Origin of the sequence: Burkholderia cenocepacia (assembly GCF_900446215.1) — a bacterium.
In the GTDB taxonomy this organism is placed as follows: Bacteria; Pseudomonadota; Gammaproteobacteria; order Burkholderiales; family Burkholderiaceae; genus Burkholderia; species Burkholderia cenocepacia.
Genome location: NZ_UAQZ01000017.1, coordinates 1 through 24517, shown reverse-complemented (window position 1 = coordinate 24517; position 24517 = coordinate 1). Strand labels below are relative to the sequence as shown.

General features: G+C 68.3%; 22 protein-coding genes and 2 pseudogenes. 9 read left to right on the top strand and 15 right to left on the bottom strand.

Going from position 1 to position 24517, the window contains the following annotated elements; genetic code table 11:
* Window positions 1-68: 68 nt before the first annotated feature.
* The 6 genes from DTA15_RS38790 to DTA15_RS34575 form a co-directional block, all read right to left on the bottom strand.
* On the bottom strand, window positions 69-239 hold the full coding sequence (locus DTA15_RS38790; protein WP_006484238.1) for a hypothetical protein: 171 nt from the start codon (window positions 237-239) through the stop codon (window positions 69-71).
* Window positions 240-374: 135 nt separating this feature from the next.
* On the bottom strand, window positions 375-866 hold the full coding sequence (pal, locus tag DTA15_RS34600; RefSeq protein ID WP_006492284.1) for a peptidoglycan-associated lipoprotein Pal: 492 nt from the start codon (window positions 864-866) through the stop codon (window positions 375-377).
* 406 nt (window positions 867-1272) lie between these two features.
* Entirely contained in the window at window positions 1273-2484 is a 1212-nt protein-coding gene (locus DTA15_RS34590) for a porin (RefSeq protein ID WP_077021125.1), read from the bottom strand.
* A 220-nt stretch (window positions 2485-2704) separates the two neighbouring features.
* Complete coding sequence (locus tag DTA15_RS34585) at window positions 2705-3283, bottom strand: hypothetical protein (protein ID WP_006484231.1); 579 nt, start codon at window positions 3281-3283, stop codon at window positions 2705-2707.
* Window positions 3284-3326: 43 nt separating this feature from the next.
* Window positions 3327-3773, bottom strand: coding sequence for a VOC family protein (locus DTA15_RS34580; RefSeq protein ID WP_006484235.1), 447 nt, complete (start codon window positions 3771-3773; stop codon window positions 3327-3329).
* A 109-nt stretch (window positions 3774-3882) separates the two neighbouring features.
* Entirely contained in the window at window positions 3883-4800 is a 918-nt protein-coding gene (locus tag DTA15_RS34575) for a helix-turn-helix domain-containing protein (protein WP_227743157.1), read from the bottom strand.
* A 167-nt stretch (window positions 4801-4967) separates the two neighbouring features.
* Here DTA15_RS34575 and DTA15_RS34570 point away from each other — a divergent pair, with 167 nt between their 5' ends.
* Both DTA15_RS34570 and DTA15_RS34565 read left to right on the top strand, forming a co-directional pair.
* The gene (locus DTA15_RS34570) at window positions 4968-5987 is read left to right on the top strand and encodes a helix-turn-helix transcriptional regulator (protein WP_006484230.1); all 1020 of its coding nucleotides are present in this window, start codon (window positions 4968-4970) and stop codon (window positions 5985-5987) included.
* 162 nt (window positions 5988-6149) lie between these two features.
* Window positions 6150-7580, top strand: a complete 1431-nt coding sequence (locus DTA15_RS34565; RefSeq protein WP_006492282.1) for an amidase — start codon at window positions 6150-6152, stop codon at window positions 7578-7580.
* A 310-nt stretch (window positions 7581-7890) separates the two neighbouring features.
* On the opposite strand, the pseudogene DTA15_RS34560 reads toward DTA15_RS34565, so the two are convergent.
* Window positions 7891-8379, bottom strand: a pseudogene (locus DTA15_RS34560) (helix-turn-helix domain-containing protein); the annotation flags it as partial.
* 180 nt (window positions 8380-8559) lie between these two features.
* Between DTA15_RS34560 and DTA15_RS34555 the strand changes: the two are divergent.
* On the top strand, window positions 8560-8757 hold the full coding sequence (locus DTA15_RS34555) for a hypothetical protein (protein ID WP_006482785.1): 198 nt from the start codon (window positions 8560-8562) through the stop codon (window positions 8755-8757).
* 308 nt (window positions 8758-9065) lie between these two features.
* Window positions 9066-9833, top strand: coding sequence for a glycosyltransferase family 25 protein (locus DTA15_RS34545; RefSeq protein WP_012493339.1), 768 nt, complete (start codon window positions 9066-9068; stop codon window positions 9831-9833).
* Window positions 9834-10030: 197 nt separating this feature from the next.
* Here the strand turns inward: DTA15_RS34545 and DTA15_RS34540 are convergent, their stop codons facing one another.
* The 7 genes from DTA15_RS34540 to DTA15_RS34510 form a co-directional block, all read right to left on the bottom strand.
* Window positions 10031-11476, bottom strand: a complete 1446-nt coding sequence (locus DTA15_RS34540) for an NAD-dependent succinate-semialdehyde dehydrogenase (protein ID WP_006482793.1) — start codon at window positions 11474-11476, stop codon at window positions 10031-10033.
* A 153-nt stretch (window positions 11477-11629) separates the two neighbouring features.
* Window positions 11630-12934 carry a c-type cytochrome gene (locus DTA15_RS34535; RefSeq protein ID WP_006482794.1) on the bottom strand — a complete coding sequence of 435 codons (1305 nt, stop codon included), beginning with the start codon at window positions 12932-12934 and terminating at the stop codon, window positions 11630-11632.
* Between the two features lie 15 nt (window positions 12935-12949).
* Complete coding sequence (locus tag DTA15_RS34530) at window positions 12950-15169, bottom strand: xanthine dehydrogenase family protein molybdopterin-binding subunit (protein WP_006482788.1); 2220 nt, start codon at window positions 15167-15169, stop codon at window positions 12950-12952.
* Between the two features lies 1 nt (window position 15170).
* Window positions 15171-15626, bottom strand: coding sequence for a (2Fe-2S)-binding protein (locus DTA15_RS34525; protein WP_006482795.1), 456 nt, complete (start codon window positions 15624-15626; stop codon window positions 15171-15173).
* A gap of 150 nt (window positions 15627-15776) precedes the next feature.
* Window positions 15777-16076 (bottom strand): putative quinol monooxygenase, encoded by a 300-nt coding sequence (locus DTA15_RS34520; protein WP_006482784.1) that lies wholly within the window; start codon window positions 16074-16076, stop codon window positions 15777-15779.
* Between the two features lie 93 nt (window positions 16077-16169).
* Window positions 16170-17228 (bottom strand): NADPH-dependent curcumin/dihydrocurcumin reductase, encoded by a 1059-nt coding sequence (gene curA / locus DTA15_RS34515; RefSeq protein ID WP_006482783.1) that lies wholly within the window; start codon window positions 17226-17228, stop codon window positions 16170-16172.
* A gap of 234 nt (window positions 17229-17462) precedes the next feature.
* Window positions 17463-18083: a TetR/AcrR family transcriptional regulator gene (locus tag DTA15_RS34510; RefSeq protein WP_006482787.1), complete on the bottom strand. Its 621-nt coding sequence runs from the start codon at window positions 18081-18083 to the stop codon at window positions 17463-17465.
* A gap of 304 nt (window positions 18084-18387) precedes the next feature.
* Here DTA15_RS34510 and DTA15_RS34505 point away from each other — a divergent pair, with 304 nt between their 5' ends.
* Window positions 18388-19959, top strand: a complete 1572-nt coding sequence (locus DTA15_RS34505) for a hypothetical protein (protein WP_012493338.1) — start codon at window positions 18388-18390, stop codon at window positions 19957-19959.
* An 83-nt stretch (window positions 19960-20042) separates the two neighbouring features.
* Here DTA15_RS34505 and DTA15_RS34500 read toward each other — a convergent pair whose 3' ends face one another.
* Entirely contained in the window at window positions 20043-21062 is a 1020-nt protein-coding gene (locus DTA15_RS34500; RefSeq protein WP_006490639.1) for a DNA-binding protein, read from the bottom strand.
* 289 nt (window positions 21063-21351) lie between these two features.
* On the opposite strand from DTA15_RS34500, the gene DTA15_RS34495 reads away from it, so the two are divergent.
* From DTA15_RS34495 to DTA15_RS34480, 4 genes and pseudogenes are all read left to right on the top strand, one after another.
* Window positions 21352-22809, top strand: coding sequence for a HAMP domain-containing sensor histidine kinase (locus DTA15_RS34495; protein ID WP_006490643.1), 1458 nt, complete (start codon window positions 21352-21354; stop codon window positions 22807-22809).
* On the top strand, window positions 22806-23453 hold the full coding sequence (locus DTA15_RS34490) for a response regulator (protein ID WP_006490644.1): 648 nt from the start codon (window positions 22806-22808) through the stop codon (window positions 23451-23453). The genes DTA15_RS34495 and DTA15_RS34490 overlap by 4 nt, the downstream gene beginning before the upstream one ends.
* 170 nt (window positions 23454-23623) lie before the next feature.
* Window positions 23624-23995: a DUF4156 domain-containing protein gene (locus tag DTA15_RS34485; protein ID WP_012493337.1), complete on the top strand. Its 372-nt coding sequence runs from the start codon at window positions 23624-23626 to the stop codon at window positions 23993-23995.
* Window positions 23996-23997: 2 nt separating this feature from the next.
* Window positions 23998-24517 (top strand): annotated as a pseudogene (locus DTA15_RS34480) (S41 family peptidase); the annotation flags it as partial.

Here is a 24517-nt window from a genome sequence, read left to right as displayed (position 1 = left end):
GCGCACGAGGCGGCCGGTTTCCGGTGCCCGTGCGCGATGCGCCGCCCCGTTTTCCTGACGGCGGCGCGTCAGTAGCCGCCGCCGCCTCCGCCGCCTCCGCCGCCTCCGCTACCTCCCGAGCCGCCATACCGGCTCATGCCGGGTCCTTGCGACACGCCGCTGCCCGACGACGTACAGCCCGTCGACAGCACGAGCACCAGCGCCGCGACGAGCGCCGCGGCCAACGTTGCCGATTTCATTGCAATCTCCTTGCAGCGCGCAGGCCACGGGAAAGGCGGTTCGCGTGAACCGCGCGGCTGCGCGATGAGAAGACGTTTCGGCGGCGCGTTTATTCCATGCTTTTTGCGTATCGCCGCCGCCGCGGCGACGCCGGATCAACGATAGACGAGATCGGCGCGGCGGTTCTGCGCCCACGCTTCCTCGTCGTGGCCGAGCGCGACCGGCTTTTCCTTGCCGAGGCTGACGGCCTCGAGTTGCGTGGCCGGCACGCCGAGCGTCTGAAGCGCGCTCGCCACGGCCTGCGAGCGGCGCTGGCCGAGCGCGAGGTTGTATTCGGACGTGCCGCGCTCGTCGGTGTTGCCCTGGATCAGCACGTGCCGCGCCGGGTGGCTGCGCAGGTAGTCGGCGTGCGCCTGCAGAAGCGACTGGAATTCGGGCTTCACGGAGTACTGGTCGAAATCGAAGTAGATGCTGCGCTTGGCGAGCGGGCTGTTCGGATTGTTCAGATCGTCGGCCGTCACCGTCGCGACGGTTTCGCTCGAGGGCTCCGGTGCCGCGCCGGCATTCTCGGGCGTTTTCGCCGCGTTGTGACAACCGGCCAGCAGTACGAAAGTTGCCAGGACCGCAATTCGGTTCATTTTGCTCATCGTTCGTCTCCAGCGGTTGACTGCGTTGAAAGCGTGGCTGCGTGCCGTCCGCACGCAGCTGTCCGGCCGCCATGGCGCGAAAGGTCCGGCTCCGTTGCCGTGATGCAGGCCCGTAAGCCGATGGTGCGCCAGATGAAAGAATGTTGCGACCGGAACGCCGAATCGCGGCGTCGCTGCAAACAGATTAGGAAAAATGTCACAACGTGACCAGTTTCTTCGCATTTTTTGCGCAAATGCGACAGTCGGGAGGCATTCTTGCTTCCGCGCGCCGTACGCGATACCCGACGCCCGCCACAGCGAAAAGGCCGCGCACGGGGCGCGGCCTTTCTCGTGTCGATCACGGCGATCGGGTGACGGGTGACGTGCTCGTCGGATGCAGCCGGGCGGCCGCGCGAGGCCGCATTCGTCAGAACTTGTGCCGCAACCCCAGCGCGACGACGACCTGGTTGCTGTTCGCCGAAGGCGTCAAGGTCCAGACGGTCGCGTTGAACGCCGGATTGCCGTTGCCGCCGCTCACGCTCTGGTAAGTGCCTTCGAGATACGCATCCGTGCGCTTCGACAGCGCGTAGTCGGCCTGCGCGACGACCTGGTTCCATTTCGGACGCGTCTGGCCCGTGCGGGTGTCGAAGCGGCCCATCGTGTACGTGTACGCGGCGGCGACGCTCAACGCGCGCGTGACGAAGTAGCGTCCGTCGATCGAGAAGTTGTCGAACACCAGCGATTCGCCTTTCAGCGGCGCGATGTTGCCGCCCTGGAGCACGCCCGTCACGCCGTCGGTGGCCGAATGCGACCACGCGGCGCCGACCGAGTGCGGCCCGAACGCATACCGGCCGGCCAGGGCCCAGATCTGCTGGTTGCCGCCCGTGATCGTCGCGGAGCCGTCGACCGTGCTCAGCGCGCCGTCCGGGTTCGGCGCGTTGCGGTCGCGGCTGATCTTCAGGTAGCCGGCGCCGAGCTTCAGCGGCCCGTTCGCATACGACACGCCCGTGCTCCACACGGCATTGTTGGAGAACTGGCCGGCCGTGTTCGAGAAGCCGACCATCGCGCCGAACGTCAGCCCGCGAACCGTCGGGCTCGTATATTTCACCGCGTTGTTGATGCGCAGGTTGCGGTTCGAATCGTCGTTGTCGTACGGGTGGACGGCGAGGTTGCCGCCCCAGCCGGGGCCGGACGCGCCGAGCGGCGTCACGAAATCGAGGATCAGGTCGTACTGGCGGCCGAAGGAAAGCGTGCCGGCCGTCTTCGAGCTCACGCCGATCCACGCCTGGCGGCCGAACAGGTCGACGCCTTTCTGCGACAGCTTGCCGGTGGTGCCCGAGAAGCCGTTTTCGAGCGCGAAGACCGCGGCCATCCCGCCGCCGAGATCCTCGCGGCCGCGCAGCCCCCAGCGCGACGCATTCAGCGCGCCGCTCGTCATCGCGACGCTGCCGCCGCCGGGCGAGCCGGCGCCGCGCGTGCGCTGGTTGGTCGAGTAGGTGATCGACGTGTCGATCAGGCCGTACAGCGTCACGCTGCTCTGCGCATGCGCGACATTCGGCACGAAGCTGCTCAGGCAGGCGGCAATGACGGTCCCCGCGACGCGTGCGCCGGCCTGCGGGTTCATTTGGCAGGAATGCATAGGAGTTTTGTTGTTGTGGGTCCGGCCTGGCGGCCGATGGATCGAGCGGCCATTATTGGAGATCGTGCGGCGGTCGATTAAGGCGTTGCACAGGAAAGGTCCTGTGCGGAATCGCGCGGAATCGCGATGCGTCGACGGCGGGGGCGGCGGTCGGAAAGGCGGGGCGTGCGGGGCGGGGTGCGGGTTCAGCGCGCCATCGCGCGATTGCGTGCCGAGCTGTCTAGCGGCGGGTGATCGGCAGCGCCGCGTCGGCGCCGCCGCTTCGATAGGCGGCGCGCACGGCGTTGGTCCTCGCTTCGAGCGCTGCCGGCGAGGGCCACGGTCTCAACCGGACGACCACCCGCGGCAACTCGGCCAGTTGCGCACGCAACTGCACGATCGACCGGCAGCAACGGCAGGCCGACGATTGCGCATCGGCGGCCGAGGCGGCTGCGGCCAGCCCGGCGGCCCATTCGACGCCGCGATGGCGCCTGGCCGCGCCGAGGTGCGGCAGATAGCGCGCGTCGCCCGACAACGCGATCAGCAGCGCGGCCCAGTGCGCGCCGCGCCAGCCGTGCCGCATGTCGCGTGTCAGGTCGGCCAGCAGCGCGTCGTCCAGCGCGGACAGGCTTTGCTGACACAGATAGTGGAAGTCGAGCGGCTGGTAGCGGACCTGCGGGTAGTCGCGCAGCACCTGCCGGAGTTCGGCGCCGGTAGCGACGGCGGCGGCGAGAAACCGCTCGGCGGGCGCGGGGCGGTTCAACTGCAGCGTCGGCACACCGAGGAAAAGCCGGCTGATGTCGTCGGGGTGGTAGTGCATCGCGGATATCGGGGGATCGTTCGGGGTACGCTGTCCGGAATGCTCACTGATCGCCGGACATCAGCGCCGTGTAACGCCGCTGCATTTCATCGGGTTCGACCGCTTCGATCGTATGCCCGATCAGCCAGTCGTAACCGAACGGATCGCGGATCCTGCCCGAACGCTCGCCGTAGAACTGGTCCTGCAGCGCGCGGGTCACGCGCGCGCCGGCCGCGACGGCGGCGGCGATCGTCGCGTCGGCGTCGTCGACATGCAGATGGAGCACCATCGGCGCGTTGCCGTCCGGGTCGAGGGCGAACAGATCGTATTCCGGGAACTCGTCGGAGATCATCAGCGTGCATGGCCCGAGCTGCAATTCCGCGTGTCCGATGCGCCCCGACGGCTCGACGAGCCGGAATTTCTCCTGCGCGCCGAATGCCTTCGCATAGAACGCGATGGCGTCTTCCGCGCTTTTGGCGCGCAGATACGGAAAGACTTCGTGAATCGCCATGGTGCCCTCCGGTGGGTGGTGTGGGTTGGCTCGATCCTATCGGGCGTCCGGCGCCCGGTCTTGAACAAAATTGACCGCCGCGGCGACCGTGGCGGTCGTGCGTCAGCAGTCAGAGCGGTACGTGAAAACCGTTCGCGCTCGCGCGTTGCCGGTACTGTTCCGGTGACAATCCGGCGAACTCGAGGAATTCGCGATTGAAATGCGGTTGATCGGCATAGCCTGCCGCCGCCGCGGCATCGGCCCACGATGCCGGCGGCGCGGCCGACAAGCCGTCGAGCAGTTGCGCGAAGCGGCGCACGCGGCCGTAGCGTTTCGGCGGCATGCCGACCGCCTCGCAAAACTGCGCGACGAAGTGACGGTGGCTGCAGCCGAGTTGCTGCACGATCGTGCGGACCGCCGTGCCACGATTCAATTGCGCGATCGATGCGGCGATGGCCGGGTCGATGCCGGTCACGCGCGGTAGCCGTGCGCTCAGCAGCGTTTCCCACAGATCCAGCCGCGCGGCGGCGGAAGCGACTTCGCCGAGCCGGTCGCGGATGCTGGCAGCGTCGGCGCCCCACAGATCGTCGAGCGACAGGTGCAGGCCGTAGAAGGCCGACGCCGGCACGCCGGTGACGAGCCGGACCGCGCCCGGACGAATCAGCGCACCGACGGTCGGCACCGGCGCGGAGACGTCCTTGAGGTACGCGCACGCCCGTGCGCCGCCGACCACGGCGACGCCGACCGTGCGGCCGGTGTCGTCTTCGACGCGGTCGAATAGCCGCAACGGCTCGGCATCGAGCCGGATCGCGATGTGTACCGCGCCGGTCGGCAGCACGCGCTCGCGGCAACGTTCGTTCCGGATCGAAAACGGCGGATACGATGCCCATACCGAGTCGATGAAGGGCCGCAGGTATCCGGCGGGACGGCGGCTGAGGATCATGTCTTGTCCCGTGTCGTGGACGGCGAACACGCCGATTCTACAAACGAATCGGGTAGGGGGCGCAAGGTCGGTTTCAACCGACGGGCACGGACGATCGGCGCACAAACGCGTCGGCGACGGGTCCGCCCACGCCGAACGACAGCCGCGAACGGTATCGGATAGCGGGTTCCGACCGGTGGCCGGCGATCCGCAAAAATGCCAGAATCGCCCGACAAACGGCGGCGCCGACCACGACGGCACGGCCGCCCGGACGACGCGACAGGAGACGACGAGTGACCCGCGATGCCATCCGCCCCCGCTCAATCCCGCCACGAGGCGCCGCGCTTGCACGGCGCGTCGGCCGCCTGCTGTTGCCGCTCTACCGGTTGCCGCAAGCGACGCGCGTCGACGAATTCGACCGGCGGCTCCTGCTGCTGCTGAACGAGCACATCGACTTCGACGGCGCATGGTTCGGCCATTCGAGCCTGCGGCCCGACGGCCCGTTGCCGCACAGCGCGTACCTGCACAATCTGCGTCCGGGCTTCATGCACGACTGGGAACAGGTCAAGCTGCGCGATCCGCTGGCGCGACTGGCGGAAACATCGTCGGAGAAGATCGTCGTCGCGTCGACGTCGACGGTTCCGCTGAACGACACGATGCGGCGGTTCTGCAAGGCGCAGGGCATCGCACAGGTGTTGTTCGCCGTGTGCGTGGACGCCGGGAATCAACGCGCCACGCACCTGTCGCTGTATCGCCGCACGCATCGCCGCTTCGACGCGGCCGACGCGAACCTGCTCGAATTCGCGATCGAGCACATGGCGTCGGCGCTCGAATGCAACCGCCTGCACTGGATGCACGCGACCGATGGCGCGACGGGCGGCGCGGCTTCCGCGCTGTTCGACGCGCATGGCGTGCTGCAGTACGCGGACGACGCGTTCCTCGCGCTCGCCGCACTCGAATGGCCGTCGTGGGATCGCACCGGCTTGCCGGACGACGCGAGAGCCCGACTGTTCGACGCCACGCCGCCGCCGCCCGCGTTGTCGGGCGCGCGTATCCGGCTGCACAGCGAACGGCTCGGCGATTACGTGCTGGTGCGCGCGCGGGCGGCCGGCGTCGGCGCCGTGCTGAGCCCGCGCGAGCTGGCGGTCGCGCGCATCTTCTGCGACGGCTGCACGTACAAGGGCGTCGCGAAACGCCTCGGCATCGCGCCGGCGACGGCGCGGCATCATCTGCGCCGCGTGTACGTGAAGCTGCGCGTGACCACGAAGAGCGAACTGATCCGCGTGCTCGACGATGACGGCGCGCTCGCGTAAGCGCGCCGCTTTTTCCCGCTGTTCGCCGCATTCCTGCCGCACGTTCCCATCGTTCATCTGAACGATTTCGGATGGTTTTTTCGCGGGCTTCAATGAAGTCGCTTCACCGCAGTCCCGCCCATCACGACATCCGTCACCCCCGACGAACGCAGGAGAACGCCCATGAATATCGAGGAATACGTACGTTACGACGCGACCGGCCTGGCCGCCGAGATCCGCGCCGGCCATGTCAGCGCCGACGAAGCGATGCAGGCGGCGAAAGCCGCCGCCGCGCGCGTCAACCCGGAAATCAACGCGATCATCGAAACTTTCGAGCAGCCGCTCGAGTACGCGGCGGACGGGCCGTTCGCCGGCGTGCCGTTCCTCATCAAGGATCTCGTGCTGCATGCGGGCGGCGTCGCGAACGACGGCGGCTCGCGGCTGCTGGCCGGGCGCTACGTGCCGCCTGCCGACAGCGAGCTGATGGCGCGTTTCAAGCGCGCGGGCTTTGCGACCTTCGGCCGGACGACGACGCCCGAACTCGGCTTCAACGCGACGACGGAATCGCTGCTGCACGGGCCGACCCGCAACCCGTGGAACCCCGCGTACAGCGCCGGTGGATCGAGCGGCGGCTCGGCGGCGGCGGTGGCCGCGGGCATCGTGCCGGCCGCGCACGCGAACGACGGCGGCGGGTCGATCCGCGTGCCGGCGGCCGCCTGCGGGCTCGTGGGGCTGAAGCCGTCGCGCGGCCGTACGCCGGTCGGCCCGGACTACAACCTGCCGTTGTTCGGTCTCGGCATCGAGTTCGCCGTGACGCGCACGGTGCGCGACAGCGCGGCAATGCTCGATGCGGTCGAAGGCCCGGAGACCGGTGCGATGTTCGATATCGCGCGGCCGCACGAACGCTATGCCGACGCGATCCGCACGCCCGCACGCCGGCTGCGTGTGGCACTGGCGACGCGCATGCCCGGCGCCGGCGTCACGCATCCGGATTGCGTCGCCGCGGCCGAGCAGGTGGCACGCACGCTCGAACAGCTCGGCCACGACGTCGACGTGGCCGTACCTGCGTACGACGCCGAAGCGCTTGCGTCGGCGAGCTGCACCGCGTGGACGGCGTTCCTTGCGTCGGCCGCGCTGGGCGCCGCCGATGCGCTCGGGCGGTCGTACGATCCGCGCGAAGTGGAAGCGTGCACGCATGCATGCATCGAGCACGGGCGCCGGCTGTCGGGGCTCGACCTGCAACGCATGCTGATGCAGTTCAATGTGCTGTCGCGCGACGTCGGCGGGTTTTTCGGCGGCTATGACGTGCTGGTCACGCCGGTCACCCGGATGCCGACGGTCGAACTCGGCCATCTCGACCAGAACGATGCGACGCTCGACGCGCGCGGCTGGTGCGACAAGCTGTTCGACTACTGTCCGTTCACGGGGCTTTTCAACATCACCGGCACGCCGGCGATTTCGCTGCCGGCCGGCTGGTCGGGCGACCGCCCCGTCGGCGTGCAGCTCGCCGGGCCGATGGGCAGCGAAGCGGTGTTGCTGCAGGTCGCGGCCACGCTGGAGCAGACGCTCGGATGGCATACGCGGCGGCCGCGCGTGCATGCAGCCGGCGGTTGATGGCCGGCGGTCGACGCGGCCGCGTGCGATGTCGCGATCGGGTGCTCGGCAGCAGCGCGCGGATGGCGAGTCGTTGTCGCAGTTGACGGGGGGCTTGTCGCGACATGTCGACGATGTGGGCGGATGTCCGAGGCTGGGGTTGTCGCATGAACACCCGGAACGGAATCCACCAGGATCGGACGCAATTCCACCGGCGGCGTCACGGAGCACGGCAGAATAGGGTAGAGGGGCGCATGCCGGCCGTTGTCGGCAGCGCGCCGATTCATCAGAACTCGTCAAGTCTTCACGGCGCTCCCTATGCCCGACATCTTGCCGGCGCCCGTTCCTCGAACCATCGATGATCGCAGCCGTCGATCTGGATCAGTTCGCCGAGGCAAGCCCGGCGCGCTCGCGGCTGATAAACCTTCGGCGGTCGTTGCCGGCGCGGAATCCACAGCCCGGCGTCCGTCATCAGCCTTCTGACTGTCTCCTTCGACAACTGCAGCCCGTGGCATTCCCACAGCTTCTCGCAGGCCAGCGTCGGCCCAAAATCGGCGTAGCGATCACGGATGATCGACAGCGCCCGGTCAGCGGCTCCTGGATCCAGACGGCGGTTGCCGGGCTTCGACCGGTGTCCCGATACCAATCCCACCGGGCCGTGCTCACGTAACCGGGCGACCAGCCGGCGGACCTGCCGGGTCGTCAATTCCAGCCGTTCCGCAGCACGCCATGGTTTGAGCTTGCCGTCGGCTACGTCCTGAATGACCTTGAATCGATCCAGCTCGCGCATCGTCATCGTGATCCGCTCCGTTGCAGCCATCGCAGCCTCCGGCGCCGGGAAACCGGCAGCCGGACAGCTTACGCGGCCCGAAAGCGGACATTTCTATGTAGCCAAAAGCGGACATTTCAATCTAGCTACTACAACACAAACTGTCGATAATTCACGTTATGTAAAATAGAGTCGCTAGCGAAAACCGTTAGTTCACCGCCCGCAACGCCTATGAATGCCGCCGCCTGCCGTCACGGCGCGCAAGCCGATTTGCTCGCGCTCACCGATGGCCTGTCTATCGCTCGAAGCGCCCAAACACTCCGCTGCTGCATTCGCACCGTGCGGAACGACGTCGCCGGCCGCTCGCCGATTCCGCGGCATTGCCCCGAAGTCCTGCGCCTGCTGGCGCTCGAAGCGCACAGCCCATGAATCGGCGGCAGCCTGCACGCGCGTCAACCCGCCGTCGCCGCTACGCGCGAACATCCGCGCCGGACGTTCCGCTCGATGAAATGCTGCCATGAGTCGGTGTTCATGCACACGTTCGCGACCGTGCTCGCCAAGTGGCGCGCTCGCGCTGGATCTACCTCGCACATGGCATTCTGGCCGCCCTGGACAGGCATCGACCCACCCGCAGATACCGCCGAAATATTTGAACTGCCGACGCAGGAAGTTCGGGCGTTGTAACGCGTGTGATATCTTCCGACCAAACGCTTTCAATTATTACGGGGTTGTTTCGCATGACACGGGGTCTGTCATACGTCTGCATTTCACTCGCACGCGCACACGATCGCCGCGCAGGAATGGTTGAGGAATTCGCGAAACAAAATATCAATGCGCGCTTCTTCGACGCCTTCGAACTCAAAGGCTGCGGCCACGGTATCCCCGGGTACGACACCGGCGCCCGCCTTCGCCGTTACGGCTGGCTGCTGTCACCGGGCGAGCTCGGTTGCTATCTCAGTCATCGCGCTGTCTGGCGACAACTTGTGGAGTCGGGGAGCAACGCGTGCTGCATCATGGAGGACGATGTGGCGTTACTGGATGGCTTCAAATCCGCGACCGAAGAACTGTACGCCACGCGCGAGCACTGGGACATGGTGCGATTGATGTGGCTCAACAGGCGCGAGCAAACCGAATACGCACACCTATCGAGCGGTACAAAGCTGATGTGGATGGAAAGCCCGGTCGGTTTGCAGTGCTACATGATCACGCGCGAAGCAGCCGAAGCCATGCTCGATTACACGTCCAGGATTTTGCACGCCATCGATATCGCGTTCGATCGCAATTGGGAACACGAGCAGCGGATGTTTGTCACTGAGCCGCAATTCGTCCAGGACACCGGCGCACCGACCACGATCCTCGATCGCTCAGACGCCCGCACGCTCGTACAACGGCTGAAAGCCAAATATCACCGGAAGGTCGATCGTATAGCGGCACGCGCGTACGCCAAGAAGCACCGTCCGTCGAGTCCGATAACGCTTGACGAGCGAAAAACGATTGACGCGTGAGACCTGCGATTGAAAGCGGCGGCGCCCGGCGCGTCGGCGCGCCGTCGCCAGTCCGGGCGATCATCGAGCCGAACCCGCCCTTTCTAAACCGGCATCGAGCCGGAGACCGTCGCCCATGAACGGCGACCACTGGCATCGAGACATCCGCAAAGCGGGCGCGCCGCACGCATCGCGGCGCGCCCACACTCAACCGACCGTCAGACGGCCATCACCGTCACCGACTTCGTGACGAGATACGGCTCCAGCGCTTCCGGCCCGCCTTCCGACCCGTAGCCGGAATCCTTCACGCCGCCGAACGGCATTTCCGGCCACGGCGTCGCCGGCTGGTTGATCCACAGCATCCCGACTTCGAGGCGCTGCGTGAGCAGATGCACGTTCGCGAACGAACGCGTGAACGCATAGCCGGCCAGGCCGAACGGCAGACGGTTCGCCTCGGCGATCGCCTCCTCCAGCTTGTCGAAACCACGAATCGCGGCAACGGGGCCGAACGGCTCGTTGTTGAACACGTCCGCTTCGAGCGGCACGTTCGCGATCACGGTCGGCGCGAAGAAGTTGCCTTCCGCGCCGATCCGCTCGCCGCCGGTTTCGATGCTCGCGCCGACCTTGCGCGCGTTGTCGACGACCGACGCCATCGCGGTCAGGCGCCGCGGGTTCGCGAGCGCGCCGAGCGTCGTGCCTTCCTCGAGGCCGTTGCCGACCTTCAGCCCTTCGGCGTGCTTGACCAGCGCGCGCGTGAATTCGTCGCGGATGCTGTTGTGCACGAGGAAGCGCGTCGGCGAAATGCACACCTGCCCGGCGTTACGGAACTTCGCCCCGCCGGCGGCCTTCACCGCGAGCGCGACGTCCGCGTCCTCGGCGACGATCACCGGTGCATGGCCGCCCAGTTCCATCGTCGCGCGCTTCATGTGCTGGCCCGCGAGCGCGGCCAGTTGCTTGCCGACCGGCGTCGAACCCGTGAACGTGACCTTGCGGATCACCGGGTGCGGAATCAGGTACGACGAGATTTCAGCCGGATCGCCGTACACGAGGCCGATCACGCCCGCCGGCACGCCCGCATCGACGAACGCGCGCAGCAGCGCGGCCGGCGATGCCGGGGTTTCTTCCGGCGCCTTCACGAGGAACGAACAGCCGGTCGCGAGCGCGGCGCTCAGCTTGCGCACGACCTGGTTGACCGGGAAATTCCACGGCGTGAACGCCGCGACCGGGCCGACCGGCTCCTTCACGACCGTCTGCTGCGCGCCGAGGTTGCGCGGCGGCACGATCCGGCCGTACACGCGGCGGCCTTCGTCCGCGAACCATTCGATGATGTCGGCCGCCGACAGCACTTCGACGCGTGCTTCGGTGAGCGGCTTGCCCTGCTCCTGCGTCATCAGCTGTGCAATCGTGTCCGCGCGTTCGCGCACCAGCGCGGCCGCCTTGCGCATCGTCGCCGCGCGCTCGTGCGCGGGCACCTTGCGCCATGCCTCGAAGCCGCGCTGCGCGGCGGCGAGCGCGCGGTCGAGATCGGCGATGCCCGCGTGGGCCACCTTGCCGATCGGCTTGCCGGTCGCCGGGTTCACGACGTCGATCGTCTTGCCGCTCGCGGCGTCGACCCACTCGCCGTCGATCAGCAGTTGCGTATCCGTATAAGTCACGTTAGCCATCCAGACACCCCTACATTGCGTCGATAAAACGCGCGCTGCCGCGAACGGCCACGCGCCGGTTGACAGAAAAAGCCGAGCCGCCGGGGCAGGCACGCACCCGGCGGCATCGACGGCAGGCACGCCGGCCTGCCCTCGTTTCGCGGCGCGCCGCGCTCAGTGCGCGGCCGCCGTCGCCTTGCGGAGTTTCGCGACGTCCGCCGCCTGCACGGCCGGCGCGCCGTTGTTCCAGCCGGCGCGCATGAACGTCAGCACGTCGGCGACCTGCTGGTCGTTCAACTGGTTCGAGAACGCCGGCATCGGATACGCGGACGGCACGCCACCGATCACGAGCGTGTCGCTGCCGTTCAGCGTCACGTTGATCAGCGACGATGCATCGGCCTCGAGCACGTTCGGATTGCCGGCGAGCGGCGCGAGCAACGGTGCATAGCCGCGCCCGTCCGCCCCGTGGCAATGCAGGCAGTAAGCGTTATACACCTTCGCGCCCGGATCGGCTGCCGGCCGGCCCAGCGCGACCTGCGTCGCCTTCGGATCATAGCGGTACGGCGGCGCGCCCGTGCCGCCTGCCGCCGGCAGCGATTTCAGGTAGCGCGAGATGGAAGCCAGATCGTCGTCGGTCAGTTCCTGCGTGCTGTGGTTGATCACGCTCACCATCGAGCCGAACGCGGTCGCGTGCTGGTTCGCGCCGGTCTTCAGGAACTGCGCGACGTCGGCCTCGTTCCAGCGGCCGAGCCCGGTGTTGTGCTCGCCGGTCAGGTTCGACGCGAACCAGTTGTCGATCGACGCGCCCGACAGGAACGCCGCGCCGCTTTCGTCGAGCGCCTTCTCCTGGAAGCCGACACCGCGCGGCGTGTGGCACGACCCGCAGTGCCCGAGCCCCTGCACGAGATACGCGCCGCGGTTCCACATCGCGTCCTTGGCCGGCTTGTCCGCGTACGGCGTCGTGTCGAGGAACACCGCGTTCCACAACGCGAGCGGCCAGCGCATGTTGAGCGGCCACGGGATGTCGGACGGCCGGTTCGCCTGCTTCACCGGTTCGACGCCGTGCATGAAGTACGCGTACAGCGCCTTTACGTCGTCGTCCTTCAGCTTCGCGTACGACGGATACGGCATCGCCGGATACAGGTTGTGGCCGTCCTTCGCGACGCCCTTGCGCAACGCGCCGGCGAAATCCGCTTCGGTATAGCCGCCGATACCCGTCTCCGGGTCGGGCGTGATGTTGGTCGTGTAGATCGCGCCCATCGGCGTGACCATCTTCAGGCCGCCCGCGAACGGCGTGCCGCGCGGCGCGGTATGGCACGCGACGCAGTCGCCGGCTTTCGCGAGATACGCGCCGCGCGCGACGAGCGCGCTGTCGGCGGGCGCCGGCTGCGCGGCATGCGCGGCCGTGCCGCCCACCAGTGCGGACAGCGCGAGCAATGACGCGCGGAGCGTGTTCAGGTTCAGGGTGAGATGTCGCATGGTCGTTCCCTCCCCTCAGGCCGTTTTCAGCTGGTTGCCGACCGGCAGCTTGCGCAGCCGCGTGCCGGTGGCCGCGAAGATCGCGTTCGACAGCGCCGCCGCGGTCGCGGCCGTGCCCGGCTCGCCGATTCCGCCCGGCGCTTCGCCGCTTTTCACCAGGTGGACCTCGATCGGCGGTGTCTCGTTGATGCGCATCATCCGGTAGTCGGTGAAGTTGGTCTGCACGACGCGGCCGTCCTCGATCGTGATCTCGCCGTACAGCGCGCCCGTGATCCCGAAGATGATGCCGCCCTGCACCTGCGCCTCGATCGTGTTCGGATTGACGAACATCCCGCAATCGACCGCGCACACGGCGCGCTTCACCTGCACCTCGCCGCCGTCCACCGCGACGTCGATGACGATCGAGAAGAAGCTGCCGAACGCGTGCATCACCGAGACGCCGCGCCCTTGCCCCTTCGGCAGCGGCGCGCCCCAGCCGGCCGCCTTCGTCGCGACGTCGAGCACGTTGCGGGCGCGCGGCGTCTTGTCGAGCAACGCGCGGCGGTATTGCACCGGGTCGGTCTTGGTCTGCGCGGCCAGTTCGTCGATGAAGCTCTCGACGACGAACGTGCCGCGCGTCGGCCCGACACCGCGCCAGAACGCGGTCGGCACGTGGCGCGGCTCCTGGCGCACGTAGTCGACGAGCTGGTTCGGCAGGTCGTACGGCAGTTCGGCCGCAACCTCGACCGCGTCGGGATCGACGCCGTCCTTGAACGCGGGCGGCGCGAAGCGCGCCATGATCGACGAGCCGACGATCCGGTGCTGCCACGCGACCGGCTTGCCGTTCGCGTCGAGGCCGGCGGAGATCTTGTCGTAGTAGCACGGCCGGTACATGTCGTGCTGCACGTCTTCCTCGCGCGTCCAGATCACCTTCACCGGCGCGTTGACCTGTTTGCCGACCTTCACGGCCTGGCCGACCATGTCGGTTTCGAGCCGTCGGCCGAACCCGCCGCCGAGCAGGTGGTTGTGCACGACGATCTTGTCCGGCGGCAGCCCGGTCAGTTGCTGCGCCGTGTCGCGTGCGCGGGTCGGCACCTGCGTGCCGACCCAGATCTCGCAGCCGTCGCCGCGCACGTGCACCGTGCAGTTCACGGGCTCCATCGTCGCGTGGGCGAGCAGCGGCTGTTCGTAGACGGCGTCGACGCGCGTCTTCGCGTTCGCGAACGCTTTGCCGACGTCACCCTCCTTGCGTGCGACCGCGCCCTTGCCGTTCGCCGCCGCCTGCGCGAGATCCGCGAACAGATCCTTCGTCGACACCTTCGCGCCCGCGCCTTCGTTCCACTTCACGACGAGCGCCGACGCACCGCGCTTCGCGGCCCACGTGTGATCGCCGACCACCGCGACCGCGTTGTCGACGCGCACGACCTGGCGCACGCCGGGGATCTTCCTCGCGGCCGTGTCGTCGACGCTCGCGACCGTGCCGCCGAACACCGGGCTGTTCACGATCACCGCATACAGCATGCCGGGCAGGCGCACGTCGAGCCCGAACTGCGCGGTGCCGTCGACTTTCTCCGGCGAATCGAGGCGCTTCGCGGGCGTGCCGATCAGCTTGAAATCCGCCGGCTGCTTCAGCGCGACGTCCTTCGGCACCGGCAGCTTCGCCGCGGCGTCGGCCAGCTGGCCGTACGATGCGCGCCGGCCGCTCGGCGGATGCTGCACCTCGCCGTTCGCCGCGCGGCAAGTGGCCGGATCGACGTTCCATTGTTTCGCGGCGGCCGTGACCAGCAGCGTGCGCGCGGTGGCGCCCGCGCGGCGCATCGGTTCCCACGCGTAGCGCACCGACGTCGAGCCGCCGGTGAGCTGGCCGCCGAGCAACGGATCGAGGAACAGTTTCTCGTTCGGCGGCGCATGATCGAGCGTCACGCTCGACAGCGGCACTTCGAGTTCTTCCGCGATCAGCATCGGCAGCGCCGTGTAGACGCCCTGCCCCATCTCGACCTTCGGCATCACCAGCGTGACCTTGCCGGCGCGGTCGATCTGCACGAAGGCGTTCGGCGCGAACACGCCGGGCGCCGCGGGTTCGGCCGCGTCGCCGCCGATCACCGAACGGCGTGCATCGTCGCCCGCGGCCGGCAGGCTGAAGCCGAGCAGCAAGCCGCCGCCGGCCGCGGCACCGAGCGACATGCCGAGTTTCAGAAACCCGCGGCGCGACACGCCCGCGCCGGCCCGGCCTGCTTCGAGGAGTCCTCGCGACATGTCAGGCCTCCTTCGCGGCTTGCTTGACCGCGGCGCGAATCCGGTTGTACGTGCCGCAGCGGCAGATGTTGCCGGCCATGGCCGCGTCGATGTCGGCGTCGCTCGGGTTCGGGTTCGATGCGATCAGCGCGGTAGCGGCCATCACTTGCCCCGACTGGCAGTAGCCGCACTGGACGACGTCGAGCTCGCGCCAGGCCTGCTGGACCTTGTGGCCGGCCGGCGTCGCGCCGACGGCTTCGATCGTCGTGATCTTGCGGCCCGCGACCGCGGCGACCGGCAGCACGCACGAACGCGTGGCGACACCGTCGAGATGCACGGTACACGCGCCGCATTGCGCGATCCCGCAGCCGAACTTGGTGCCGGTGAGGCCGACGACGTCGCGCAGCACCCAGAGCAAGGGCATGTCGTCGGGGGCGTCGACCGAGCGGTTTTCGCCGTTGATGTTGAGGGTGATCATTCAGCCTCCGGGGCCGTTGTATTGGGGAAGCGGCGCGAACGAGGCGCGCTGCGCCGTGTGGTCGTCGTCATCGCCGTTGCGTCGTGCGCAACGGGTGCCGCGCGGTCCGGGTGCGGGCGGGCCGCGGCGGTGGTGTTGCGTGCTGCGTCGTTACTCGGCCACGTCGATGCCCGACAGCACCTTGATGACCGGCGGTGCGGTGAACCAGTCGGCCGACTTCGTGCGGAATTCGCCGAAATACGGGCTCGCGAGGTGTGCGTCGAATGCCGCCTGATCGTCGTAGATCTCGTACAGATGCAGGTTCGGCGAACCGTCCTGTTCGCGGAACAGGTCGTAGCGCCGGTTGCCCGGTTCGGTGCGCGTCTTGGCGACCATGCTGCGCAGCTCGGCCTCGGCGGCCTGCGCGTGTTCGGGTTTCAGGAACAGCGAAGCAATCACGTGAAGCGCCATTTTTTCACTCCTTTGCAAACGGAAACGAGCATGCCACAAGCCGGCGTCGGGCGACGCCAGCGTGCAACGGTGGTAGGTGGTCGAGCGGAGGGATCAGGCCAGCTCGTCCGGGCCGACACGCACGACGACCTTGCCGAAATTCTTGCCGGCGAGCAAGCCGATCAGCGCTTGCGGCGCGTCGGCGAGATCGGGGACGACGTCCTCGAGCGTCTTCACCTTGCCCTGCGCGACCCATTCGCTCATGTCCTTCAGGAACGGCGCATAGCCGCTCGCATAGTGATCGAGGATGATGAAACCCTGCACGCGGATGCGCTTGCGCAGGATCGCCCCCATCAGCGCCGGCACCCGATCACGGCCGGTCGACAGCGCCTTGTCGTCGTAGGCCGCGTCGTTGTAATGCGCGATGATCCCGCAGACGGGCACGCGCGCATGGTCGTTCAGCAACGGCCACACCGCGTCGAACACCGCGCCGCCGACGTTCTCGAAATAGACGTCGATGCCGTTCGGGCACGCGTCCTTCAGCTTCGCGGCAAACGCCGGATCGTGGTGGTCGACGCATGCGTCGAAGCCGAGCGTGCCGGTCACGTACGCGCACTTGTCGGCGCCGCCCGCGACGCCGACCACGCGGCAACCCTTCAGCTTCGCGATCTGGCCGACCACGGCGCCGACCGCGCCGCTCGCGGCCGCGACGACCACGGTTTCGCCGGCCTTCGGTTCGCCGATCTTCAGCAGCCCCGTGTACGCGGTGAAGCCCGGCATGCCGAGCACGCCGAGCGCGTACGACGGATGCGCGAAGTCGCGGCCGAGCGGGATCAGGTCGCGTCCGTCGGACAGCGCGTAGTCCTGCCAGCCGGCTCCGGCGACAACCAGATCGCCTTCGCGAAACGCCGGCAGGTTCGACGACACCACGCGGCTGACCGTGCCGCCGACCATCGGCTGGCCCAGTTCGGCCGGCGGCGCATACGACGGCGCGTCGCTCATCCGGCCGCGCATGTACGGGTCGAGCGACAACCAGACGGTGCGCAGCAGCACCTGGCCGGGGCCGGGCACCGGCACGTCGCTCGTTTCGGCGCGGAAGTTGTCCGGCGTCGGTGCGCCGACCGGGCGCGAATTCAGGATGATCTGGCGGTTTGCGGTCTTGCTTTGCGGCATGTGAGCCTCCGTCAACAGGAATGAACGTGCTTCGTGGGCACGATCGGATCAGGGATGGACCAGCAGGAAGTGCACGCCCGTGGCGGCATCGGCGGCCGGGCCGGTGCGCTCGCAGGCAGGCGGTGGGAACGATCGGGACAGCGTAACGCAGCGTGAAGCGTTCGTCATGAAGGATTGAGTAGACCAGTCGTCTAGAATCAGGGCAAAAACAAGGCGCGCCCAGGCGCGCCCGGATTACGACTGCGCTCCGTCGTGTGCGGCCGGCGGCAGGTTCAGCATGCGCCGCGTTTCGGCCATCGCCCTTTCGAGCGGTTTGCGGTTGCGGTGAATCTTTTCCAGCAGCGTCGCGCCCAGCCACAGCTCGTACAGGATCGCGGCCGTGTACGACGGATCGTCGACGCCGCTCAGCGACCCGTCGGCGAGCCCGCCTTCGATGCCGCCCGCGAGCCGCTCGATGATCTGGCTGGTGCCGCGCCGCAATACCGCGCGCATCGCTTCCGACAGATCCGACACTTCCGCGCCGAGCTTCACCGCGAGGCACTTGCCTTCCGGATCGTCCGCGCATTGCGTGTGCAGCCAATTGCCCCAGTACGTCATCAGGCGCTCGGCGCCCGTGCCGGCCTGGTGCTTGAGCAGGTTGTCGAGATGCGCGAGATAGCCTTCGAAATACGATTCGAGCAGCGCTTCGCCGAATGCCTCTTTCGAGCCGAAGTAATGGTAGAACGAGCCCTTCGGGATGCCCGCCGCGGCGAGAATCTCGTTCAGACCGACCGCCGAAAACCCCTTGTGGAGCATGATCGGCTTCGCGATGTTCAGGATGTGCTGGCGGACTTCGGCGCCTGAAGATGCATTCATGATGGCGTATGGTAGCAACGATTAGACCGGTCGTCTAGTAACGTCGAACCGGCATGTTGAGCGGCACTTTACCCGATCCCCGTCGCGCACCCAATGCCTGGCCGGCGCTCCCCTCGCCCGCCCGGGCCGTCCGCGCGCGGCGCGTCACATCGGCGACTCGGTTTCGTCGCAGGCATTTCATCGATCTCCCGCATAAATACGCGCGGCGCATGTGCCGGCGACCGCGAGGACGCAGCCGGCATTGCACACGTGTGCAATGCGCCGGACCGTTACCGCCTCTCGAACCCGTGACCAGGAACGCCCCATGACCGCTTCGAAACCCGTCCGCCCGACCGCGCCGAACCGCCGGCGCTTCATCCAGCGCGGCGCCGCGCTGACCCTGTCGCCGCTCGTCGGCTCGCTGGCTGCCTGCGGCGGCGACGGCAGCCCGGCCGCCGCGTCGTCGTTCGCCGCCACCGGCGCCGCCGATACGTCCGCCCGCAGCTACGGCATCGGCGATCGCTCGATCACGATCAACGTCGTCAACGCGATTCCGTCGACCACGCTCGCGTTCGGCAATGCGGCGAGCCAGAGCGGCTCGACGCCGCAGGCGTCGCAAAGTTTGATCGCGACCGGGCAATCGACCGCCGTCAGCGCGTCGAACAGCTGGGGCGATTGCACGGGATCGTTCAGCCTCGCCGGCGGCGACGCATCGTTCGCGATCGCGTACACGCATCCGTTCGGGTCGCAGCCGACCACCGTCAGCGTCACGCCGTCGGCCGGCTACGTGTCGGGCGCCGACGCCGCGACGTTTCCCGGCCACGACTCGGTCGCGAATCTCAACCTGTATCGCGGCGTCGCGACCGCGAACGGCGCATGGGTCGTCCCGCTCGCGCAACTCGCGACGCCGCCGGCCAACAACTGCCAAGATTTCGCGAACAGCATGTTCGGCAGCAACGTGCGCACGGCCGCGGCGATCCGGTCCGCGTATCAGGGCACGGGCTCGCTCGGCTACGTGCCGCCCGCCGACTTCACCGGCGGCCAGCTCGCGGGCTTCGTCGCGCAATGGGTGCGACGCTGGCAGGACGGCGCGTCGTACACCGTGCTGCCCGGCGCCGATGCGCAATTGATCGATGCGCTGAAGCAGTACGTGTCGAGCGCGTCGAACGCGGGCCCGCTGACGATGTGGGTGCCGCAGATCGCGTGGCAGGCCGGCTCCGACCCGGCGGTTTTCTCGCTGACCGGCTATCGCGCGTTCCCGTTCGTCGACGCGCAAGGCAACTGGAACGCGGCCACGCTGTCCGCGTTCCTGACGCTGCTGGCGGCCGGTTCGCACCTCGTCGCGATCAGCGCGACCAGCGACCTGCCGGCGGGCGTCACGATGCAGGCCTTCGACAGTTTCATGGGGGCGAGCGGGCTGGCGACGTCGACGGATATCGGCAATTCGCACTACGCATCGGTCGTGAACACGACGGGCCGCTATTACCTGAGCGTCGGCAACGATTTCGCGCCGGCGAATTGCGGGCTGATCCTGTCGTTCCTGTACGGGCGCACGGTGAACAACCTGCTCGCGGGCGCCGGCACGTACAACACGTTCATCCAGCTCGAAGGCTGGCAGGCCGGCGGCTCGCGCCACAACGCCGACTACGCGACGTATCAGCAGACGTTGTGGAACATCTCGACGTACGGCGCATCCGCGTACAGCGAGAAGCGCGCGACGTCGATCTTCATCGCGCCCGCCGGCTGGACGCCGCAGGTCTATCAGACGACGCGGATGATGCCGTACGTCGGCGCGTATGCGCAGTCGAACGGCACGCCGCAAGGCTGGCTGAACACGTCGCTCGTGACGATTCCGGCGGACGCGCCGCCGCTGCCGTCGCGGTATGTGGGGAGTTGAGCGGGGCGCAGCGGCCGGCGGTCGGTCGGGCCGGCCGCTCGCGCCACGTCGCTTCGCGCATGCGGCGCCGATCGGCCCTGCAGTCAGCGCGGCGCTTCGTCGGCGCGCTTTCTCATGCGTGCCCGCCGCTCGCTCCGTTCGGCGGCCGGGAGGGCCTTGACTCCGCGCAACGGCGGCCGGCGCACGAGCGCCGCCATCTCGCGCCTCAGCGCGTCGAGCTGGTTGCTGCGCGCCGCATCGGTCGCCAGGGCGCCGTCGAGCTGCCCCTGAAGCACGCCGCAGCGATGCAACGCGTCGCCGAGTTGCGCCTGTAGCGCGGCCATGTCCTTCCGCTGCTGCGCATCGCGCTGTTCCGCGCGCGATGTCGCTGCGTCGAGTTCCTTTTGCAATCGTGCGGCCGCGAGCCGCTCGCGATCGATTTCCTGAAGCGCCCGCTTCTCCGATGCGCGCAGGCGCGCCTCGGCGCGGCCCGCGTCGTCGCGCAACCGGTCGAGCTGGGCGGTGAAATCCGCGCGGGCTTCGGCGAGTGCGCGATCGGCCTCCGCGTTGTCGGCTGTCAGGCGTTCGATATCCGCTTGCAGCGCTTGCCGCGATGCATCGTCCGCCGCCCTCGCCTGCTCCAGTTCCTGAATGCGGACCTGCGCGGCCAGCAGCGCGGTCGTGCGTTGCTCCAGCGCGGTTTCGGTGCGGGCCAGTTCGGCCTGCAACGTCGCGACTTCCGCTTGCGCCGCGGCCCGCTGGGCTTCGACTTCCGCGCGCAGCGAGTCGAGTGCGGCGGCCGCGTCGGTACTCGACCGGTTCCACAGCGCCGCGACCAGTTCGCCTGCCGCGGCCTGCAGATCGGCCGGCAGGTCCGGGTGCTCGATGCGCACGCGGCTCTTTTCCCGCAGCTCGGCCCAGAACTCGGCCAGGACGGCCGTCGGCGTGCTCATGCTGCCCTTGCGGACGAGCTGGTACAGGCGGTTCGCCGTCGGCGTGATGCCGAAGCGGAAGAACAGCAACGCGCAGGCTTCGCGATACAGCTCCCGGGTTTTCGGGAAGTCGGCCTTGAGGCGCTCGATTTCGGCGGTCAGGCGGGGTTCGTCGGCGGCGAGATCGGACATGGCGGGGTTTCGTCGGGAATTTGATAAATAATATAACGTAAACCGTTAGATATCCAATCATTCGTCAATTGAGTTTTGACATTATTTCTATAATGTCGAGTGCGGTGGTTCATGGCCTCGCATGTGCCATCGCGGGAGCTGTTGGCCGCCTCGTCTTCACCCCAACGTGGTTGCCCGGCAAAAACGCCGCTGCAACCGCCGCGAAAAAACGTCAACATGGCGCGATTGAAAGCTGGCCGCCCTGCTTTGCCGGGGCAACGGTAAAAGACAGAAAAACGAGGAGCCCGCGTTGCGCACATTCCGGATCGGCTTTCGCGGCTTGTTCGTCAAGCTCGTACCGACGTTCATCGTCGTGGGGTTCGTCGCGATGGTGCTGTCGTCGGTGCTGACGAGCGTGTTGTGGCGCACGCATGCCGAAAGCGACATTCGCCGTTTTCTCGGCAATCTCGATCGCCCTGCACTGGCCGCCGCGACCGGCGCCGTCGACTTGCGCGACCCGGTCGCCTGCCGCGCCGCGGCCGACGCGATGTTCTGGCAAATCGCACGAATCGGCGCGCGCGACGTGATGGATTTCGCGCCGATGATGGGCTTCTTCGGCGCCGGCCGGTTGCAGGTGCGCATCGCGCAGCCGGATGGCGCGGGATGCGAAACGTCGCCGGCCGCGTCGCCGCTGCTGTCCGACGCGTTCGCGGCGACACTGGCCGACCCGGCCGCGCCCGACACGATGCTGCATCGTGACGGCGACTGGGCCATCGTCACGCGCATCGCGCTGGCCGGCGGCGCGATCGCGCGGATCGGCGTCCATTACTGGCCGGGCTGGCAACTCCACTACGAGATCGCGGACGACGCCTCGGCCTACGACCTGATCCGCACCGTGCTGTATCTCGGTGCGATGGGCGCGAGCTTCGCGGGCTTGCTCGTCTGGTTGCTGGTGCGGCGCGTGCGGCGGATGACGGCGGCGGCCGACCGCTGGGCGGCCGGCGACTTGTCGGCGCGGATCGCCGATGCGTCGCGCGACGAACTCGGCGCGCTGGCCGCGCATTTCAACCGGATGGCCGATGCGCTCGCGCGGGCGTTCGGCATGCAGAAGGCGCTCGCGGTATCGGTCGAGCGCACGCGCATCGCCCGCGACCTGCACGACACCGCGAAGCAGCGCAGCTTCGTGCTCGGCCTCAAGCTGACCGAGCTGGAATACGAGGCGCAGCGTCACCCCGACCTGTTGCCGACCGTCGGCGCGGCACGACGTCTGGCCGATCACCTGCAGCAGGATCTCGACAACGTGGTGACCGGCTTCAGCCTGCCCGCGATTGCCGAGGACGGCCTGCGTGCGGCCGTTTCGCACGCGGTGCGCGACTTGCTGGCCGGCTCGGGCATCGCGTGGTCGCTCGACCTGCCAGACGCCGCGGCGCGCACGCTCGATGCCGATCCGGCGGCCGCGCACGAGTTGCTGATGATCACGCACGAGGCGGTCGCGAATGCGCTGCGCCATAGCGGCTGTCGCCGCATCGACATCGCGTGCGAACCGGGCGATGCTGGCCACGCATCGGCCGCCCGTCCGCCGGCACACTGGCGATGGAGCGTGCGCGACGACGGCGCCGGTTTCGACCCGGCCGCCGTGCCCGTCGGCATGGGGCTCGGCAATTTGCGCTGGCGCGCGGACGCGCTGCCCGGCGGCAGGCTCGACATCGTGTCGGGCGCGGACGGCACGCGCGTGACCGTCCATTTCAATCCGATGGAGACCACATGACCACCATCCTCGTTGCCGACGATCACGCGGTCGTGCGCGAAGGCATCCGTGGCCTGTTGCGGCTCGATGCGTCGTTCGAGATCGTCGCGGAAACGGACGACGGCGCGTCCACGGTCGAGCAGGTACGCGTGCATCGTCCCGACGTGCTGTTGCTCGACCTGATGATGCCCGGCATGGGCCACGCCGGCGTGCCGGCGGTGATTCGTGCGATTCGGGCGGCCAGCGGCGACACGCACATCATGGTGCTGACGTCGTCCGACGACGATGCGCTGGCACTGGCCGCGATCGACGCCGGCGCCGATTCGTTCCTGCTGAAATCGATGCGCGGCGAGCGTTTGCTGCAAGCGATCCATGCGGCCGTCCACGGCGAACCGACGCTGCACCCCGGCATCGCGCAGCGCATGATCGGTGCGTTGCGCAAGCCGCCGCGCAACCCGTTCGCCGCATTGACCGCGCGCGAGCTCGAAGTGCTGCGCTGCCTGGCCGAGGGCGGCAGCAACGCGCGCATCGCCGCGACGCTCGGCATCACGGAAAAGACGGTCAAGACGCATCTCGGCAACGTGATGTCGAAACTGCATCTGTCCGACCGCACGCAGGCCGTCGCGCTCGCGTGGCGCGAAGGATTGATGGCGCCGAAAACCTGACGTCGCCGAGCGGCCAGTGCCGGCCGCGCGTCGACCGCGCTTCCCCGTATCTACGACTTTCGTCGGATCCTTTCCGTCGCCAGCGCGCGACCTTCGCCCGATGCGCGGCGCGGCCGGCGTCCCTAAAGTGGCGCTGTCGCGCGATTCCGCGCATTCGTTACGGCGAAAACATGAGACCTGCCTGGCTGTTGGGCCTTCCTGTCGCGCTGGCGGCATGCGCGCCGCTCGAACCTTCCGCCGCGGGGCGCGACGTGCGCATCGTCACGAGCGACCCCGGCGGCACCTGCCGCCACCTCGGCGACGTGACCGGCAGCCGCGGCAACTTCCTGATCGGCGGCTTCATCCCCGATGCGACGTTCGAGACCGGGGCGCGCAACGACCTGAAGACCCGCGCGGCCGCGCTCGGCGGCAACGTCGTGGTGCTGCTCACGCAGCGCGGCGTGCAAAGCGGCAGTTTCGACGGTACCGACGGCGGCTACCTGCGGCAGACCGGCGTCACGCTGACCGGCAGCGTGTATCGCTGCCCGGGCGCCGGGGCGTGACGATGCGTGCCTTCGCCACCCTGATATGGAGCCTCGGTATCTCCGGCTGGCTGCCCGGCTGCGGCGGCGACGGCAACGAGCCCGTCGTGCCGGGCGGGCTGCCGTCCGCGCCGCCCGAGATGCTGCGCGCCGCGTGGCAGGACGGCGCGTTCGTGCCGCAGACACACGGTATCTGGGCGCTTGCCGGCACCGGCGCGATCGCCGAGATCGGGCCGCACGGCGCGGTCATCTACAACACGACGCGCACCGGCAACCTGTGCTGGCGCGATCCCGCGTACAACGCGAGCACGGCGGCCGTCTCCGGCCTGATCGGGATGTATGCACGCTGGCGCGGCGGCATGGTCTTCACCGACTCGCCGGACGGCATGCAGCTGCATGCGCGCCCGCTGGCTGCGCTGCCCGACGCATGTCGCATGACGGGCAACGGCGCGCCGTCGCCGCTCGCGACGTATGACGCGGTCGCCGCCCTGCTGCTCGACTTCCATTCGTTCGCGGCCGACTACGGCATCGACTGGGCGGCGC

Bases quoted from the DNA above. Each gene is read 5' to 3' on its own strand.
- DTA15_RS34590 (WP_077021125.1), bottom strand. From the start codon at position 2,484: ATGCATTCCTGCCAAATGAACCCGCAGGCCGGCGCACGCGTCGCGGGG.
- DTA15_RS34525 (WP_006482795.1), bottom strand. From the start codon at position 15,626: ATGATCACCCTCAACATCAACGGCGAAAACCGCTCGGTCGACGCCCCC.
- DTA15_RS34510 (WP_006482787.1), bottom strand. From the start codon at position 18,083: ATGAATGCATCTTCAGGCGCCGAAGTCCGCCAGCACATCCTGAACATC.
- DTA15_RS34535 (WP_006482794.1), bottom strand. From the start codon at position 12,934: ATGCGACATCTCACCCTGAACCTGAACACGCTCCGCGCGTCATTGCTC.
- DTA15_RS34520 (WP_006482784.1), bottom strand. From the start codon at position 16,076: ATGGCGCTTCACGTGATTGCTTCGCTGTTCCTGAAACCCGAACACGCG.
- DTA15_RS34505 (WP_012493338.1), top strand. From the start codon at position 18,388: ATGACCGCTTCGAAACCCGTCCGCCCGACCGCGCCGAACCGCCGGCGC.
- pal (WP_006492284.1), bottom strand. From the start codon at position 866: ATGAGCAAAATGAACCGAATTGCGGTCCTGGCAACTTTCGTACTGCTG.
- DTA15_RS38790 (WP_006484238.1), bottom strand. From the start codon at position 239: ATGAAATCGGCAACGTTGGCCGCGGCGCTCGTCGCGGCGCTGGTGCTC.
- DTA15_RS34555 (WP_006482785.1), top strand. From the start codon at position 8,560: ATGAATGCCGCCGCCTGCCGTCACGGCGCGCAAGCCGATTTGCTCGCG.
- DTA15_RS34540 (WP_006482793.1), bottom strand. From the start codon at position 11,476: ATGGCTAACGTGACTTATACGGATACGCAACTGCTGATCGACGGCGAG.
- DTA15_RS34580 (WP_006484235.1), bottom strand. From the start codon at position 3,773: ATGGCGATTCACGAAGTCTTTCCGTATCTGCGCGCCAAAAGCGCGGAA.
- DTA15_RS34545 (WP_012493339.1), top strand. From the start codon at position 9,066: ATGACACGGGGTCTGTCATACGTCTGCATTTCACTCGCACGCGCACAC.
- DTA15_RS34530 (WP_006482788.1), bottom strand. From the start codon at position 15,169: ATGTCGCGAGGACTCCTCGAAGCAGGCCGGGCCGGCGCGGGCGTGTCG.
- DTA15_RS34490 (WP_006490644.1), top strand. From the start codon at position 22,806: ATGACCACCATCCTCGTTGCCGACGATCACGCGGTCGTGCGCGAAGGC.
- DTA15_RS34585 (WP_006484231.1), bottom strand. From the start codon at position 3,283: ATGCACTACCACCCCGACGACATCAGCCGGCTTTTCCTCGGTGTGCCG.
- DTA15_RS34565 (WP_006492282.1), top strand. From the start codon at position 6,150: ATGAATATCGAGGAATACGTACGTTACGACGCGACCGGCCTGGCCGCC.
- DTA15_RS34485 (WP_012493337.1), top strand. From the start codon at position 23,624: ATGAGACCTGCCTGGCTGTTGGGCCTTCCTGTCGCGCTGGCGGCATGC.
- curA (WP_006482783.1), bottom strand. From the start codon at position 17,228: ATGCCGCAAAGCAAGACCGCAAACCGCCAGATCATCCTGAATTCGCGC.
- DTA15_RS34500 (WP_006490639.1), bottom strand. From the start codon at position 21,062: ATGTCCGATCTCGCCGCCGACGAACCCCGCCTGACCGCCGAAATCGAG.